Annotated in this window: 19 protein-coding genes; 7 read left to right on the top strand and 12 right to left on the bottom strand. The window is 63.9% G+C overall.

The window, feature by feature from the left end; all coding sequences use genetic code 11:
- Together APH30_RS05280 and APH30_RS05275 are read right to left on the bottom strand one after the other, a co-directional pair.
- A partial coding sequence (locus APH30_RS05280; RefSeq protein ID WP_054911877.1) for an AI-2E family transporter occupies window positions 1–717 on the bottom strand: 717 nt, incomplete at its 3' end.
- Between the two features lie 20 nt (window positions 718–737).
- On the bottom strand, window positions 738–977 hold the full coding sequence (locus tag APH30_RS05275) for a sulfurtransferase TusA family protein (RefSeq protein WP_009682015.1): 240 nt from the start codon (window positions 975–977) through the stop codon (window positions 738–740).
- Window positions 978–1,100: 123 nt separating this feature from the next.
- Here APH30_RS05275 and APH30_RS05270 point away from each other — a divergent pair, with 123 nt between their 5' ends.
- The gene (locus APH30_RS05270; protein ID WP_054911876.1) at window positions 1,101–2,537 is read left to right on the top strand and encodes a M48 family metalloprotease; all 1,437 of its coding nucleotides are present in this window, start codon (window positions 1,101–1,103) and stop codon (window positions 2,535–2,537) included.
- A 53-nt stretch (window positions 2,538–2,590) separates the two neighbouring features.
- Here the strand turns inward: APH30_RS05270 and APH30_RS05265 are convergent, their stop codons facing one another.
- Window positions 2,591–3,322, bottom strand: a complete 732-nt coding sequence (locus APH30_RS05265; protein WP_029887109.1) for an amidotransferase — start codon at window positions 3,320–3,322, stop codon at window positions 2,591–2,593.
- Between the two features lie 218 nt (window positions 3,323–3,540).
- Here APH30_RS05265 and APH30_RS28620 point away from each other — a divergent pair, with 218 nt between their 5' ends.
- Together APH30_RS28620 and APH30_RS05260 are read left to right on the top strand one after the other, a co-directional pair.
- The gene (locus APH30_RS28620) at window positions 3,541–3,783 is read left to right on the top strand and encodes a hypothetical protein (protein WP_125854757.1); all 243 of its coding nucleotides are present in this window, start codon (window positions 3,541–3,543) and stop codon (window positions 3,781–3,783) included.
- A gap of 66 nt (window positions 3,784–3,849) precedes the next feature.
- Window positions 3,850–4,650, top strand: coding sequence for a cytochrome c (locus tag APH30_RS05260; protein WP_054911875.1), 801 nt, complete (start codon window positions 3,850–3,852; stop codon window positions 4,648–4,650).
- A gap of 68 nt (window positions 4,651–4,718) precedes the next feature.
- Here the strand turns inward: APH30_RS05260 and APH30_RS05255 are convergent, their stop codons facing one another.
- From APH30_RS05255 to APH30_RS05240, 4 genes are all read right to left on the bottom strand, one after another.
- Window positions 4,719–5,048, bottom strand: coding sequence for a ribonuclease E inhibitor RraB (locus APH30_RS05255; protein ID WP_054881731.1), 330 nt, complete (start codon window positions 5,046–5,048; stop codon window positions 4,719–4,721).
- 177 nt (window positions 5,049–5,225) lie between these two features.
- A complete protein-coding gene (locus tag APH30_RS05250; protein ID WP_009682021.1) occupies window positions 5,226–5,462 on the bottom strand; it encodes a hypothetical protein in 237 nt (78 codons plus the stop codon).
- A 202-nt stretch (window positions 5,463–5,664) separates the two neighbouring features.
- Window positions 5,665–7,722: an LTA synthase family protein gene (locus APH30_RS05245; RefSeq protein WP_054911874.1), complete on the bottom strand. Its 2,058-nt coding sequence runs from the start codon at window positions 7,720–7,722 to the stop codon at window positions 5,665–5,667.
- Window positions 7,723–7,961: 239 nt separating this feature from the next.
- Window positions 7,962–8,153: a PLDc N-terminal domain-containing protein gene (locus tag APH30_RS05240; protein ID WP_009683250.1), complete on the bottom strand. Its 192-nt coding sequence runs from the start codon at window positions 8,151–8,153 to the stop codon at window positions 7,962–7,964.
- 126 nt (window positions 8,154–8,279) lie between these two features.
- Between APH30_RS05240 and APH30_RS05235 the strand changes: the two genes are divergently transcribed.
- Window positions 8,280–9,218, top strand: coding sequence for a ZIP family metal transporter (locus APH30_RS05235; protein WP_054911873.1), 939 nt, complete (start codon window positions 8,280–8,282; stop codon window positions 9,216–9,218).
- Between the two features lie 25 nt (window positions 9,219–9,243).
- Here APH30_RS05235 and APH30_RS05230 read toward each other — a convergent pair whose 3' ends face one another.
- Window positions 9,244–9,774 (bottom strand): hypothetical protein, encoded by a 531-nt coding sequence (locus tag APH30_RS05230; protein WP_009683248.1) that lies wholly within the window; start codon window positions 9,772–9,774, stop codon window positions 9,244–9,246.
- Window positions 9,775–9,832: 58 nt separating this feature from the next.
- The gene (locus APH30_RS05225) at window positions 9,833–10,357 is read right to left on the bottom strand and encodes an ankyrin repeat domain-containing protein (RefSeq protein WP_054911872.1); all 525 of its coding nucleotides are present in this window, start codon (window positions 10,355–10,357) and stop codon (window positions 9,833–9,835) included.
- 266 nt (window positions 10,358–10,623) lie between these two features.
- Here APH30_RS05225 and APH30_RS05220 point away from each other — a divergent pair, with 266 nt between their 5' ends.
- Window positions 10,624–10,896 (top strand): DUF3509 domain-containing protein, encoded by a 273-nt coding sequence (locus APH30_RS05220; RefSeq protein ID WP_054890614.1) that lies wholly within the window; start codon window positions 10,624–10,626, stop codon window positions 10,894–10,896.
- Window positions 10,897–11,004: 108 nt separating this feature from the next.
- Here APH30_RS05220 and APH30_RS05215 read toward each other — a convergent pair whose 3' ends face one another.
- From APH30_RS05215 to aroC, 3 genes are all read right to left on the bottom strand, one after another.
- Window positions 11,005–11,541 carry an oxidase gene (locus tag APH30_RS05215; protein ID WP_054911871.1) on the bottom strand — a complete coding sequence of 179 codons (537 nt, stop codon included), beginning with the start codon at window positions 11,539–11,541 and terminating at the stop codon, window positions 11,005–11,007.
- Complete coding sequence (locus APH30_RS05210) at window positions 11,541–12,695, bottom strand: MFS transporter (protein WP_054911870.1); 1,155 nt, start codon at window positions 12,693–12,695, stop codon at window positions 11,541–11,543. Before APH30_RS05210 ends, APH30_RS05215 begins: the two co-directional genes overlap by 1 nt.
- Window positions 12,696–12,827: 132 nt before the next feature.
- Window positions 12,828–13,919 carry a chorismate synthase gene (aroC, locus tag APH30_RS05205; RefSeq protein ID WP_054911869.1) on the bottom strand — a complete coding sequence of 364 codons (1,092 nt, stop codon included), beginning with the start codon at window positions 13,917–13,919 and terminating at the stop codon, window positions 12,828–12,830.
- Between the two features lie 211 nt (window positions 13,920–14,130).
- On the opposite strand from aroC, the gene APH30_RS05200 reads away from it, so the two are divergent.
- Together APH30_RS05200 and APH30_RS05195 are read left to right on the top strand one after the other, a co-directional pair.
- Window positions 14,131–15,093, top strand: a complete 963-nt coding sequence (locus APH30_RS05200) for an alpha/beta hydrolase (protein WP_054890590.1) — start codon at window positions 14,131–14,133, stop codon at window positions 15,091–15,093.
- A 64-nt stretch (window positions 15,094–15,157) separates the two neighbouring features.
- The gene (locus tag APH30_RS05195; RefSeq protein ID WP_009683239.1) at window positions 15,158–15,940 is read left to right on the top strand and encodes a hypothetical protein; all 783 of its coding nucleotides are present in this window, start codon (window positions 15,158–15,160) and stop codon (window positions 15,938–15,940) included.
- The last annotated feature ends 78 nt before the right edge of the window (window positions 15,941–16,018 follow it).

Genomic DNA, 16,018 nt, shown 5'->3' with positions numbered 1-16,018 from the left:
GGCATAATTGAGCCCGAGGCTGATGAACGCGATGTAGGTGGCAATGCCGCAGATCAGAATCTCGATGCCCTTGCCACGGATGTAGTTGGCGATCTGCCGGTTCATCTCGCTACCCACCCGGTTCAGCAGGGTGCGCTGGCGTGGCAGGTAGCCACTGACCCAGCGGCCGATGAGTTCGCGGTCCTTGAGGAAGAAGAACACCAGGATCGGCACCAGCACCAGGTAGATCATGGCATTGACCAGCAATGGCAGGCTGGACAGCGAGAAGGTCAGCGCCCATTGGCCAAACTTGCCGATTTCACCGCGCACCGATTCGATGGCATGCAGCACCTGCTCGTCCGACACCAGGTGCGGGTAGCGCTCGGGCAACAACAGCAACAACGACTGCCACTTGCCGAGCATGCCCGGTAGCTCGTTGAACAGGGTGATCAGCTGGTGCCACAACAGCGGCACCAACACCAGCATGAACAGCGCCAGCGCCCCCATGAACAGGGCAAATACCAGCATCACTGCCAACCGCGTGGGCACCCGCAAGCGCTCTAGGGCATTGACCAGGCCTTGCATGAGGAACGCCAGCACCATGCCCGCCAGCACCGGCGCGAGCATGCCACCCAGGGTCAGCACGGCCGTGAACGCCAGGAACAGCAAGACCGCCAGCACCACCGCCTCTTCATCGGAGAAGTAGCGCTGCACCCAGTCGCGAAGCACTTTGAACATTGACGATCCTTGGTAAAGACTCAGGCCTTGCGCAGCCAGTAGGTGTAGGTGCCGGCCTCAGCCGTTTCCTGCAGCAGGGTATGACCGGCCAACGTGGCGAAAGTGCGGAAGTCGCGCTGCGAGCCGGTGTCGGTGGCGATCACCTTGAGCACCGCGCCGCTGGCCAGGCGGTTGAGCTCCATCTTGGCCTTGAGCAGCGGCAAAGGGCAATTCAGCCCGCTGGCGTCGAGTACGGCGTCGCAGGTCAGGGTGTCACTCATCGCAGGGTCTCCAAAGGCATTGCCAGACTGCTTGTTGGCAGGGCTGCCTAGGATAGCGCCACTGGTCGCCAACGTGTGAGCCCGCTACAGTAGCTATCTTTGACACCGACGCGAGCTTCGTGCATGAAACTACTGCGCCCTACCCTGCTGACGCTGGCCTGCCTGTTGGCCCTCCCCGGCCATGCTGACGACCTGCCATCACTGGGTGACGCCAGCTCCGCGATCGTTTCGCCGCAGCAGGAACACCAGCTCGGCCGCGCCTGGCTGAGCCTGTTGCGCGGCCAGGTCAACCAGCTCAACGACCCGCAACTCAAGGACTATGTCGAAACCAGCGTGTACAAGCTGGCCGAGACCAGCCAGCTGCAGGACCGGCGCCTGGAGTTCATCCTCATCGACAGCCGCGAGCTCAACGCCTTCGCTGCGCCCGGGGGCATTGTGGGGGTCAACGGCGGGCTGTTCCTCAACGCACAGACGGAAGGCGAATATGCCTCGGTGCTGGCGCACGAATTGGCGCACTTGTCGCAACGCCACTTCGCCCGCGGCGTAGAGGCCCAGCAACGCATGCAACTGCCGATGATGGCAGCGCTGCTGGCCGGGATCGTACTGGCGGCGGGGGGCGCTGGCGACGCCGGCATCGGCATGATCGCCGGCACCCAGGCAGCGGCCATTCAGGAGCAGCGCCGGTTCTCGCGGCAAAATGAGCAGGAAGCGGACCGCATCGGCATCCTGAACCTGGAAAAGGCCGGCTACGACCCACGCAACATGCCAACCATGTTCGAGCGCCTGGCCCGCCAGTATCGCTATGACGCCAAGCCACCGGAATTTCTGCTGACTCACCCGGTGACCGAGTCGCGGATCGCCGACACCCGCAACCGCGCCGACCAGGCGCCACCGGGCGGTATCGAAGACAGCGCACGCTACCAGCTGATTCGCGCCCGCGTGGCGCTTATCTATGAAGGCACCCCGGGGCTGGCGGCCAAGCGCTTCCGTGCCCAGCTCGACGAAGACCCCAAACTCGATGCTGCACGCTATGGCCTGGCCCTGGCGCAGATCAAGGGCGGCCAGCTGAACGAAGCGTGGGAAATGCTCAAGCCGCTACTGGCCAAGGCGCCCAACGACATCACCTACAACCTGGCGCAGATTGACCTGGACATCACCAACAACCGCCTGGCCGATGCCCAGCAGCGCGCCGAGCGCATGCAGCAGCTATACCCCGGCAACTACCCGCTGAAACAGGTGCGCGCCGATTTGCTGGTGAAGCTGAACAAGCCTGCCGAAGCCGAGAAAGTGCTGGACGAGCTGGTGAAAAGCCGGCCGGATGATCCGGACGTGTGGTACGACATGGCCGAGGTGCGCGGTTTGTCGGGCAATACCATAGGCTTGCACCGGGCGCGGGCAGAGTACTTCACCTTGGTGGGGGACTTTGACCAGGCGATCCAGCAGCTGGATTACGCCAAGCGCCGGGCCGGCGGGAATTTCCCGCTGGCTTCGCAGATTGACCAGCGCCAACGCGAGATCATGGAGCAGCAGCGCATGGTCCGGGACATGATGGGGCGCTGAGCCCCGGGGCGGCCGTGGGGCACGATCGGGCTGCTGTGCAGCAGCCCCGGCCATTACGCCGCGTCGTGTTTGCTGACCGGCTGCTGGATGAACCGCAACATCCACTCGCCCACCAGGTCGCCCTGGTGCTCGCTGGCCAGGCTGGCCACCGCCTTCTGGTACACCTCGTCACCCAGGTATTCCTGGCGCGCATCGAGCAGCGCGCGGGAGTAGTCGTGGACAAACTCCGGGTGGCCCTGGAAGCACAGCACCTGGTCACGGATGTGATACGCCGCATTCGGGCAGAAATCGCTGGAGGCAATGACCGTGGCGCCTTCCGGCAGTTCGGTCACCTGGTCCTGGTGGCTGATCAGCAAGGTCAGCTCCGACACCTCAGGGTCCATCCACGGGGCGTGCGCCGCCAGCGAGTAGCGGTGAATGCCCACGCCCCAGCCCTTGTCGGCCCGCTCGGCCTTGCCACCCAGGGTCAACGCCAGCAGCTGGTGGCCAAAACACACACCCAGCAATTTCTCGCCACGCGCGTAAAGCTTCAACAGGTAGGCCTTGAGCGTCTGGATCCAGGCATCGGTACCAAACGAGTCTGCCTTGCTGCCCGTGACCAGGTAGGCATCGAACACTTCGCTGTCGGCGGGGTAATCGCCGTTCATCACGTTATACACACGAAACTCTGCGGCAATCGGCTGCCGCGAGAACAGCTGCTCGAACATCCTGCCGTAGCCCTGGTATTGCGCCGTCAATTCCGGCCGCAGAACATCGGTCTCAAGGATGCAGATGCGTAACGACATAGGATTAGTCCTGAACGACATGGGTGGGAATCTGCTGTAGAGCCTGACGCGAAAGGCACGTACAAGCAAGTAGGCGGCACTGACGAACGGTCACATTTTGTCGGCGCGCCATGGATGGCTGCGCCACCGTCTAGCGAGAGCATGCTAGCGAGATGGCACATGGCCTCATAGCCATGAGGCCTCAAAATCTCGACAATTAGAACAAAGAGTTCTCGAACATGGATAACGCACGCCCTACTGTTGGTTGTATATCCACTAACAAAAGGCAGGCAGTAAAGGCGCCACACCACGCTACTGCGATCGACCCGAAGCGCGACAAGGAAGCCAACGGGTACTCAGGAATAACAACAAGAAGGCGGTCCGCCATGTTCAGACATTCGAAAATACGCCAAGCCGGGCTTATTTTATTCGCCACCACATTGCTGCTGATCGTGCCGAACCTGACACGGTTGTTCGGCTGACTACAGCAGTGGCGTCTACGGGCAGTGCGCAGGTAACCTGCTGGCCTCTCTGGTCGGAGTGTACCCATGCGCCATTGCCTTGCCCTGCTTGCGCTGCTGCTGAGCCTGCCACTGTCGGCGGCACAACTGCACCTTGAACTCGGCGCTACCCAGCGCCAGTGGAGCAGCGAAGAACTGCTCAGCCACCCGCAAGCGCAGAACATCCGCATCGAGCAGGACGTAGCCTACAAACGCCCCATGCAGTACCGGGCGGTGCCGTTGGCTGCGCTGTTGCCTGGCGTTACCGCCAGCGACCACCTGCAGGCGGTGGCGCTGGACGGTTTTGCCGCAGAAATGCCCGCTGCGCCGCTGTTGCAGAAAGGCCCGGCACAGGCCTGGCTGGCCGTGGAAGACCCCAACCAGCCTTGGCCACCGCTGGGTGCAGGCAAACCTAGCGCTGGGCCGTTCTACCTGGTGTGGACAGCAGCGCAGGCCGGCGGTATACGCCCGGAGCAATGGCCGTTCCAGATCGCCACCTTGCGCCAGCTCGCCCCGGTAGCGCAGCGGTACCCGGCACTGCTGCCCGACCCGACGCTACCCGCCGACAGCCCGGTACGCCAGGGCTTTGCCCTGTTCCAGCAAAACTGCATGGCCTGCCACCGCCTGAACGGTGCGGGGGATGCGCAGGTTGGGCCGGACTTGAATGTGCCGCACAACCCTACCGAGTATTTTCAGCCGGGTTATTTGCGCATGTTGATCCGCGACCCGCAAAGCCTGCGGCAGTGGCCACAGGCGAAGATGCCGGGCTTTGCCGAAAGCGTGCTGAGCGACAAGGAGCTGGATGCGCTACTGGGCTATCTGCAGCATATGGCCAAGCGCAAGCGTTAGTGGCTGCTTAGGGTAAACCCGCCCCTGCCTGGCGCGGGTGTGCCTGAGATGATGGCCACGCAGGGCTGCTAGGCCGTGAGCCGCTCGTGCTTGACCCCCCAACCCTCCACCTCGCCGCCATAGGGCGTCACCAACTGCTCGAAGGCCTCTTCAAAGTCGCCAATCCCACAATAGGTGGCATACATGACCTTGCTCAGTTCCAGGTGCCAGCCACCGTCGCCCTCCTTCACCTGGGCATTGAGCGATTCGCCGCGAAACTGCCTGGCAGCACGGCGCGCCCCGGCTTCGTCGGGGAATACGGCATAGAACTCGATGGGGTGGATCTGGGTGAAGTCGAAACCGCCTGCTTTCATCTGGCGCAGGACGTTGCTGCTGATATCGTCGTTCTGGCTGCTCATGAAACGTCCTCCTGAATAATGCAATGGATAGACTTTCCGTGCTACTGCGCACCTGCCGGCAGCGGCCGGGCAGTACGAGCTGATGCAAGACGCGAATGTATGCGGTGCCAGCCCGCATAATAGGCGAGCACCTGCTGACAGCGTAGCGCCTGCCAAGGCACCACGCAAACGTATGGGTTAGGGCTGTTCCTCAATGCTTTTGATCATTACGCCGCTGTGCTCACGCAGCCAGCGTGCGGTGGGGGAAATGCTGCGGTCCTGGAAGTCGTTGAGGTCCAGCTCGGCCATTACCGGAAACAGGTGAGAACGAATGGCCCTCGCCGCCTCTTCCTCGCTAGGACGATGCTCGGCTTTCAACACCAGAGTGGACGGTTCGCCCTTCTGGTCGGCAAAAATGACTTCCCACTCTTTCATCTAACGGACCCTCTGAGTCAAGGAACACAGGGTGTGTGTTGCGCCTGAACAACTGACCTTGGGGCAGGGAGAATGTTCAGTAGGATGAAAGCGGCAGGCGCCGAAACGTGGGGCCCCCATCGCGACCCAGGGCCGCCCACAGGGGTAGCGCCAACTCGAGGCTGGCGCAGCCACTGTGGCAGCGGGTTGACCCCGCCAGCTTTTACTTCGGCGTGCCGTGCACCACACCGGCGGTGTTGTCCAGCAGGCTCTTGGTGGCGGTCTGGATGTACGCTTCAAGCTGCTTGAGCAATTGCGGCTGGTCGGGGCTTTCGATCAGCTCGGCCTTGAACTCGCTGCCCAACTGGTAGCGGTACATGCGCGGGGTCATGTCCTTGGACTCGATCAGAATGCGGTCGCCCTGTACCAGGCCGACGATCTGTTCGCTGCCCGACGGCTTGATCATGCCCACGCCCTGGTCGCCCTCAGGCAGGTTGAGCAGGTCGCGCCCCCAGCACTGGTGGCGGGCCTTGCCACCCAGGCGGCCCATGATGGTCGGCACGATGTCGACCTGGGTGCCCACGGTGTGGTTGACCGCACCGAACTTCTCCTGAATGCCCGGGGCAATCAGCAGCAGCGGCACATTGAAACGGCCCAGGTCCAGCTCGGTGACCTGCTGGTGGTTGCCGAAACCGTGGTCGCCAACGATCACGAACAGGGTGTCCTTGAAGTACGGCTCTTTGCGCGCCTTCTCGAAGAACTGGCCCAGCGCCCAGTCCGAATAACGCATGGCGGTCAGGTGCTCGTCCAGGCGGCCCTGGCCGGTCACCTTCTCGACGGGCAGGTCTTTGGGCAGCGCATACGGCGTGTGGTTGGACAGGGTCTGCAGCAACGCATAGATCGGCTTCTTGCCATCGTGCTTGGCCAGCTCCTCGTTGCCGCGGTCGAACATGTCCTGGTCGGACACGCCCCAGGTCGGGTCGGAGAACACCGGGTTGACGAAGTCGTTACGGCCAATGAAGGTGGTCATGCCCTGGTTGCCGAAGAACCCGGACTGGTTGTCCCAGGCGAAATCGCCGTTGTAGACGTAGACGTCGTCGTAGTCACGGGCGCTGAGCAGGGCTGGCAGGCCCGACAGCTTGTGGCCGCCTTCCGGGGTTTGCATCAGGTACTCGAAGCCCGGCAGGTTGGGGAAGCAGGCCATGGTGGCGAACATGCCCTGGTGGGTGTGCGTGCCGTTGGAGAAGAAGCGGTCGAACAGCAGGCCCTCTTTGGCCAGCTTGTCGAAGTACGGGGTGATGTTGTTCGGGCTACCCAGCGCACCGACCGAGTGGCCGGCAAAGCTTTCCATCAGGATCACCACCACGTTCTTGACCGCCAGGGTGCGCTCGGCCGGCGGCAGGAAGTCGCGGCGCACGGCAGCTTCGTCGGCATCGACCAGGGTGTCGTTCGGGGTCAGCAATTGCTTGCGCACGGTTTCGGTGGCCAGGCCCTGCTCCAGTACCGGCTTCCAGATGTTGGCGCGGTCTTCGCCGAAGCGGCTCTTGGCGGCGTCGATCAGGGTCAGGGTGCCGTTCAGGCCCAGCTGGTTGACGAAGTTGGAGTCGGTGGTGAACGCATCGCCCCAGCGCATCGGCGGGCCTTGGCGCAGCGTGCCACGGGCGGCGACCACGGCCACCAGCAAGACCACCATGAACACGGCCAGGCGGTTGTACCACGGCGCCACGCGTTGTGCTCCCTGGCCCCGGGTGATGCGGTCGATGCCCTTGAACAGCAGGCTCAGCAGCCAGGTGCCGAAAGCCCAGGCCAACAGGTAGCGCACCACCGGGAAGCCGTACCAGAGCATGCTCAGTACGGTTTTCGGGTCTTCCTTGATGTACTGGAAGACCAGGCCGTTGAGGCGCTGGTGGAACTCGCGGTAGAAGTCCATTTCCATCAGGCCAAGGAACATCACCACGCTGGAGGTGAGTGTCAGCCAGAAACGGAACACCCCTCGCCGGGCCATGGCCCACGGGCTGAGCATGGCCAGCAACAGCGGAATGCTGAGGTACACCACCACCCGCAGGTCGAAGCGCAAGCCGTTGACGAAGCCTTCGGCGACGGTGGAGTAAGGGGTGTCGCCGACCATATCGCTGTTGTAGACCAACAGCGCCAGGCGCACGAGGCTGAGCATCAGCATGATCACCAGGCCGCTGAGCAGCGTGTAGGCCAGGTGGGATTTCAGGGTCGGCGAGAACGGTGCTCGCGCGCCCCGTTGCTTCAAGGCGTCCGTGTTAGCCATGAATGGGAAGGTCCTAGGATTGCGGGTTGCGAAGAGGGCGTTGGCACTGGGCCAACGCAGCATTGTGCGGGTGCGGATTCTGTTTAAACCAATGTGAAAATTTTGTCACGCGGGTGTTGCCGCTTTTGTCTGTTCCGGCCCTATCGCCGGCAAGCCGGCTCCCACAGGGTCTCCACAGCCCCAGGCATTGTGGGGGCCTGTGGGAGCCGGCTTGCCGGCGATAGGGCCAGCACAGGCATTCAGATCCGCACATTCCCCCGCGGCCCGGCGATGGCCCAGATCACCAGGCCCACCACGGGCAGCAGTGCGATCAGCAAAATCCACAACACCTTGCTGCCCACCTCGCTGCCGCTCTTGATCACGTTGAGGATGGCCCAGATGTCCAGCGCCAGAATGATCAGCCCAACCAGGCTGTTGAATGTCGACCCCATGCTTTGACTCCCTTTCAGAGGCTGTGCTGCACAGCATAGTCAGCTATCACGGCAATAGAAGGGAATCCTTGGCGGTGGCGGCAGGTCCCTGAGTAAACTGCCAGCAGCCATTGAACCGAGGTCCGCATGCCCGTCGCACAGTCCCAAAGCCCTACCCCACCCTCGCTGCGCAACGCCTGGCGCCAACAGGTCGTGAATGCCCCGTGGCTCAGCGCCGGGCTGGCGCTGAGCCTGCTGGCGGTTTGTGCATTGCTGGCGGCCAGCTTCTGGAACGCGGTGAACGGCGACCATGCCGACAACCTGCACCTGGCGCTGCTGGGCGGGTTGTCGGGGTTCGGCGCCACGGCACTGGGGGCAGTGCTGGCGGTGGTGCTGCGCGATGTGAGCGCACGCACCCAGGACGTGATGCTGGGCTTCGCCGCCGGCATGATGCTGGCAGCCAGTTCGTTTTCGCTGATTCTGCCGGGGCTGGACGCCGCCCGCGAAATCACCGGCAGCGGCCCGGCGGCGGCGTTCACCGTGGTACTGGGCATGGGCCTGGGCGTGCTACTGATGCTGGGCCTGGACCGCTTCACCCCGCACGAGCATGAAAGCACCGGCCCGTGTGGCCCCGATGCCGAGCGCATCAACCGGGTGTGGCTGTTCGTGCTGGCGATTACCTTGCACAACCTGCCGGAGGGCATGGCGATTGGCGTGAGCTTTGCCAACGGCGATCTGAACATCGGCCTGCCGCTGACCAGCGCCATTGCCATCCAGGACATCCCCGAAGGCCTGGCCGTGGCGCTGGCCTTGCGCGCTACCGGCTTGTCGAACTTCAAGGCTGCACTGGTGGCCATTGGTTCGGGGCTGATGGAACCGCTGGGTGCGGTGATCGGGCTGGGTATCTCGACCGGCTTCGCCCTCGCCTACCCCATCAGCATGGGCCTGGCGGCCGGGGCGATGATCTTCGTGGTCAGCCACGAAGTGATTCCCGAAACACACCGCAATGGGCACCAGACGGCGGCGACCCTAGGGTTGATGGGTGGGTTTGCGGTCATGATGTTTCTGGATACCGCGCTGGGCTGAAGTTTTGGGTTGGCTGTACAGGCCCTCAGGCATGCACGGCAACTTTCAGCGCTTCAAGGGCTGGCTCGACCTTGATCCCCAGCTCGGCGCCCAGTTCCAGCACCCGCGCCAGGTCGTGCTGGCCCACCATCACCATCTGCAGCTCGTCATCCAGCAATTGGCTGAAGTTCAGCAGCACATAACCGCCAGCCTCCTTGTTCAGCGCGCCCATCTGCACCTGAATGCGGTTCAAGGCAGTCAGCGGCTCGGTGCGGGCCAGTTGTTTGGGCTTGAGGGTGAACGGCACGCTGTTGTCGAACGAGTCGCTGATCTGCTGGAACAGCGCCTGGTAGCTGTCGGCCTGGAACACCACGGTGTCCGGCAGGCTGCCCAGCACCACCCATTCGCCCAGCGGGATCGGGAAGGTGTCGTCGTAGTTGATATCAGGGTTGGCGGCAAGGAACGCGGCCGGGTCGGCGTAAGCCTGGGCGGCCTCGTCGGCGATGCGCTCGATGTCGGCCTCGCGCATGCAGCCAGCGCCAATGAGGCTGATGAATTCGAGCAACTGAGTTTTCATGAGGGGGGCCTGCGGCGGGTGAAAGTCGCCAAGGATAGCCGCAAATGCCCCCAGGCCGTTAGCCGGCCTGCACTTGCAGGCGTGCTGCGGTATCCACCGCGCCCATGGTGCGCGCGGCCATCAGCGCGGTGGCCCCGCGGGCGTCCTGGCGCGCCGGGTCGGCGCCCTCGGCCAACAGGTAATCGAGTATCTCGCAGCGGTTGAACATGGCCGCCAGCATCAGCGCCGTGCGCCCATCCTGGGCCGCTGCGTCTACCGGCACGCCGTGCTCGAGCAAAAGGCGGATCATTGCCAGGTCGCCCTTGAAGGCGGCACCGGCTATCGGCAACTGGCCGTTGTCGTTGGCAATCAGCGGGTCGGCGCCGTGGGCCAGCAGCACACGCACTGCGTCATGGTGACCGTGGTAACTGGCCAGCATGAGCAGGGTGTCCCCTTTGTGGTTACGCAGGTTGGCCGGCAGGCCGCTGGCGAGCAAGCGCTCGAGCATCTCGGCATCGCCCTGGCGGGCCCGTTCAAACACCTGCTCGGCAAAGGCTGCGGTTTCGTCATCGGTCATGGTGGCGTGTGCGGCTTGGCTGGTCATCGGGAACCTCCTTGCGTAAATGATTGCCCAAGTGTTTGTCAGGCACGCAATTGCGGTCAAAGGTTCATATTCTATTGCGCCGATAGCCACCGCCCGCTTCGTGCAAATTGCACTGTGCAAAATGCACGACCTTGCAAGCTGCACGGAAGCGCTTCTGCAAAATCATTGCAAGCCACTGAATTTAAAGGACTTTTCATGAATTCAGATTCTGGCACGGTCACTGCAACTACCTACTCATGTCTGCCACACAACAGCCAGGAGTTGCTATGGACCTTATTCAGCAAAAATTCGTCTCGGTATTTTCGGCCTACGAAGTGACCACCCAGGCTCGCCCGGACGGCGGCGTGCTGCTGACCCTGCGTGCGGCTGATGGCAAAGTGACCCGACGCGTACTGACCTATGGGCAAATGCACAGCGCCGAGCAGCTGTCGTGGGCCATCAGTGCCATCCGCCGTGACCTGGCTGAACAGGCCAGTGAGCTGCCGGTGATCTCGATGCTGCAGAGCCAGCAACGGTTTGCCTTGCCGACCTACCGCTGAGTGTCGTGCTGCCTGAACGGGCCTCTTCGCGGGTAAACCCGCTCCTACACTGAATGCGTGATGCCACGTGTAGGATCGGGTTTACCCGCGAAGAGGCCGGTGCAGGCATTACAACTCGTCGATGCCCAGAAATGCCCGCGCACTCACATCCCCGGTAAACCTCGCTTGCGCACCCTGCTCGCTGCCGTACAAACGCAAGGCCAGGCAGAACGGCGCCTCACCCAGCTCCACCCAGCGCCGCGTGCCAGCCGGCACGTGCAATTGATCCCCCTTCTCGCACAACACCGAATACACCCACTCGCCCACCCGCAGCCCCACCTGCGCGCGCCCGCTGATCACGGCGAAAACCTCGTCGGCGTCATGCACGTGTTCATCGCGCACATCAACCTGCGCGGGGTCCTGGCCGTCACGGTTGAGCAGTACGAATGCCTTGCTGCCCTGCGCGGTCATCAGCTGGTCCAGGTACGCGCGGCACGCCGCCAACACCTCGTCCTGCGCACTGCCCGGGCGCACCCGCACACCAGGTTCGGCATGTTCTAAACGAACGCCGTGTTCAGCCAGGGTTGCGGCGATGTCATCGTGGTGGGTCAACACCTTGTGCGGCAATGCCGGGCTGGCGGTGTGGAAAACGCTGAGAATGCTCATCAGGGGCGGGTCCTGGTCGGTTGCGAACAAAGGCCAATGATAACGGCTGCAGCCAAGGCTGCGGCACTGGCCATACCAAAGGTGAAGCTGGGCCCCAGCAGTTTCCAGCTGTAGCCCGAATACAACGCCCCCAATGCGCCGCCGGTACCCGACAGCGCGGCGTAGAAGGCCTGGCCCTGGCCCTGCTGGCGAGCGCCGAAGCTGGCCTGCACGAACGCGATGCTGGCGGCGTGGAAACAGCCGAACGTGGCCGCATGCAGCAGCTGGGCGAAAACCAGCACCGCCGGTTCGGCCGCCAAATTGCCCAACAGCAGCCAGCGCACGGCGGCCAGCAGGAAACTGGCCAGCAACACACGCTGCACGCTGAAACGGGCGAACAGGCGGCTCATGCACATGAACATCAACACCTCGGCCACCACCCCCAGTGCCCACAGCAAACCGATGGCGCCACGGCTGTAGCCCAGGTGTTCCAGGTGCAGGGTAAGGAAGGTGTAGTACGGGCCGTGGCTGAGCTGCATCAGCGCCACGCAGGCATAGAAGGCGATCACACCGGGCGCACGCAGTTGGCGCAGGAAGCCGCCGGCAGCGCTGCGCTCGCCCTGCTCCACCGGCTGGGCATTGGGCACCCACAGGCTGGCGGCGACGATACCGCCCATGATGATGACCAGCGCCAGCGGGTAGATGTCCAGGCTCAGCCACTCGAATACACGGCCCAACCCCACCACGGTGAGGATGAAGCCGATCGAGCCCCACAGGCGCACCTGGCTGTAGCGTGCCGTTTGCCCATGCAGGTGGGCCAGGGTGATGACCTCGAACTGCGGCAGTACCGCGTGCCAGAAGAACGCATGCAGGGCCATTACCAGCGCCAGCCAGGCGTAGCTTTTACCGAAGAACACCAGGGAGAAGCTGGCCAGCGTGCACAGCGCCCCCAGGCGCACGATCAGCAGGCGCTGACCACTGCGGTCGCCCAGCCAGCCCCACAGGTTGGGGGCAATGCAGCGCATCAGCATAGGGATGGCCACCAGCTCGCCGATGCGCGCCGGGCTAAAGCCCAGGTGGTCGAAGTACAGGGCCAGGAACGGCGCGGTGGAACCGAGCAGGGCGAAATAGAACAGGTAGAAGCTGGACAGGCGCCAGTAAGGGATGGGTTGCATGGGGCGGCCTTGTTGGGGGCCTGTAGCGGCCCGACGGCTGGCAAGCCAGCTCACACAGGTGGCCCACAATGTTCTGGTTTGTGGTGACCCTGTGGGAGCTGGCTTGCCAGCGATGGGGCCGGTGCAGGCAGATCAGCGCTGGCCCAGCACCGGGGTAGTCACCTGCACATCGGCATTTTGTGCACGGTGGCGCAGCAGGTGGTCCATCAGGGCAATGGCCATCATCGCTTCGGCGATCGGCGTGGCACGAATACCCACGCACGGGTCGTGGCGGCCTTTGGTGATCACCTCGACCGGGTTGCCATCCACGTCGATGGAACGCCCCGGGATGGTGATGCTGGACGTCGGCTTCAGCGCCAGGTGGGCCACGATGGGCTGCCCCGAGGAAATGCCACCCAGAATGCCGCCGGCATTGTTGCTGAGGAAGCCCTCAGGGGTCAGCTCGTCACGGTGCTCGGTGCCCCGCTGGGCCACGCTGGCGAAACCGGCGCCGATTTCAACGCCCTTGACCGCGTTGATGCTCATCAGTGCGTGGGCCAGTTCGGCGTCGAGGCGGTCGAAAATCGGCTCGCCCAGGCCAGGCATCACGCCTTCGGCAACCACGGTAATTTTGGCGCCCACCGAATCCTGGTCCCGGCGCAGTTGGTCCATGTACGCCTCCAGCTCCGGCACCTTGCCTGGGTCGGGGCTGAAGAAGGCGTTCTGCTCCACCGATTCCCAGGTTTTGAACGGGATTTCGATCGGCCCCAGCTGGCTCATGTAGCCGCGCACGGTGATGCCCTGGCTGGCCAGGAACTTCTTGGCGATGGCACCGGCGGCCACGCGCATGGCGGTTTCGCGGGCCGAGCTGCGGCCGCCGCCGCGGTAATCGCGCAGGCCGTACTTGTGGTGGTAGGTGTAGTCGGCGTGGGCCGGGCGGAACAGGTCCTTGATAGCGGAGTAGTCCTTGGACTTCTGGTCGGTGTTGCGGATCAACAGGCCGATCGAGCAACCGGTGGTGCGCCCTTCGAATACGCCGGACAGAATCTCCACCTCGTCGGCTTCCTGGCGCTGGGTGGTGTGCCGGCTGGTGCCGGGCTTGCGCCGGTCCAGGTCGTGCTGGAGGTCGGCGAGGGAAATTTCCAGGCCCGGTGGGCACCCGTCGACAATGGCGACCAACGCCGGGCCGTGGCTTTCGCCAGCGGTGGTGACAGTGAACAGCTTGCCGTAGGTATTGCCGGACATGGACGCTCCGCGAGATCTGCCTGAAATGGACGAAAGCGGCAGTATACAGATGGTTTGATCGCCTGTGCTGGCCCTTTCGCGGGCACGCCCGCTTCCACAGATATCGCCCCCTATGGGAGCGGGCATGCCCGCGAAGAGGCCAAACCTGCCAAGCCCCCAGAACCTTCCCCAAAACACTGGGTCAAACGCACATCTCCCCATGTAGTACCGCATGATGTCGCGCCTTGTCGCCCTGTTCCTCTTGCTGTGTACCGGCCTGGCCCAGGCCGCCGCCCCCACCGTGCTGCAACGCCCCATCGACCTCGACACCGGCCAGGGCGTGCTGCACGGCAGTTTGCTGCTGCCGCAGCAAGCCACACCGCCGCCGGTGGTGCTGATCATTGCCGGCTCTGGCCCTACCGACCGTGACGGCAACAACCCGGCCTCGGGCAGGGTCGACAACCTCAAGCGCCTGGCCCTGCTGCTGGCCAACGAACACATTGCCAGCGTGCGCTACGACAAGCGTGGCGTGGCTGCCAGCCAGCCTGCCGCACCCGATGAGCGGGACCTGAGCGTGGAGCGCTATGTGGCCGACGTGGTCGCCTGGAGCCACAAGCTCAAGGCCGACCCGCGCTTTGGCCCGCTGATCCTGATCGGCCACAGTGAAGGTGCGCTGATTGCCAGCCTGGCCGCCGAACAGGCCGGGGCCAGCGCCGTGATTACCCTGGCCGGCAGCGGCCGGCCAATGGCCGACGTGTTGCGCGAGCAGCTGGCCCAGCGCCTGCCGCCGGCGCAACTGGCCGGTGGCAGCGCCCTGCTCGACCGCCTGCAGGCCGGGCAAACCAGCCTGGACGTGCCGGCACCGCTGCGCCAGGTGTTCCGCCCTAGTGTGCAGCCCTACCTGATTACCCTGTTCCGGCAAAACCCCGCCGCCGCCTTCGCCCGCCTGCCGATGCCGGCGCTGATCGTGCAAGGGCGCAACGATGTGCAGGTGGACGTGGCCGACGCCGAACGGCTCAAGGCAGCCAAGCCGGATGCGCAGTTGGTGTTGATCGACGGCATGAACCACATGCTGCGTATCAGCCCCAAAGACATGAGCCAGCAACGCGACAGCTACCTCAACCCTGAGTTGCCCCTGGCCCGCGAACTGGGTGAGCGAATCGTGACCTTCATCCAGCATTTGCCTTCGGCCTGAGGCAACGGCCTCAGGTCTGCGGCCTGCCTGCCGATACAGCAGGCATAGCCGAGGACCAGCCCCGATGACCATTGCCCCCGCCGCCGCAGAGCCGGCCGAAGAGCCCCAGGACAACCCCGCCCAGCCCTGGGCCGACCTGCCGGTCGAACACTTCCAGCTATTGCGCCTGGCCGCGCTGCCCACCGACCGCAGCACCGGCGCCCGGCCGCTGCGCTTTGTGCAGTTCGGCTATGCCGAGCGCCATGACAAGGCCCACAGCCTGCTGCGCATGGAGATCCAGCTGCCTGGGCAGAAGGTACACAAGGAACAGAACCGCCTGGACATCCGCGTGGACCATGCCGAACGCCGGGTGCGTATCGGCAACGCCCAGGGCTTGCAGCTGGAGCCGGTCAACCGCGGCATCGGCCGCTTCCTGCTGGCCCAGGCCGCGCAGTGGTTGCAGCGCAAATGGTCGCATTACCAGGTCGAGGGCATGCCCTTGCCGAACAAGGACGCCCTTAACGAAGACTCGCGCCTGCGCCGTGACCACTGCCTGCGTGGGGTGGGCATCGAGGTGGAGTACGAAGACGCCCAACACCTGAAAGGCCGCACCGTGGAAATGCCTGTGGGGCAGTTGAAAGCAGCCTGGAGCAATGAACGGCTGCAACGGGTGGCTATCCTTGATGCGGCCAGTTTGCTGCAGCAGGCAGACCAGCAGTTGCAGGAAAAAGACGCACAGCTGCGCGAGCGTGATGAGCGGGTGGCCAAGTACCAGCGTGAAGATGGCGGGCTGCGCTTTACCATTACGTGCCTGGTGGCGTTTGCGGTGTTTCAGGCGGGGCTGCTGATCTGGATTGCAACCCGTTAAGACCGCGTTGCCTGTTTCGCGGGCTTGCCCGCCCCCACATGGACCGGTGATATACCTGTGGGAGCGGGCGTGCCCGCG

Source organism: Pseudomonas sp. NBRC 111127 (assembly GCF_001320345.1).
In the GTDB taxonomy this organism is placed as follows: domain Bacteria; phylum Pseudomonadota; class Gammaproteobacteria; order Pseudomonadales; family Pseudomonadaceae; genus Aquipseudomonas; species Aquipseudomonas juntendi.
Note: the sequence above shows the minus strand (reverse complement) of the source record. Positions and strands in the feature narration are given on the sequence as shown.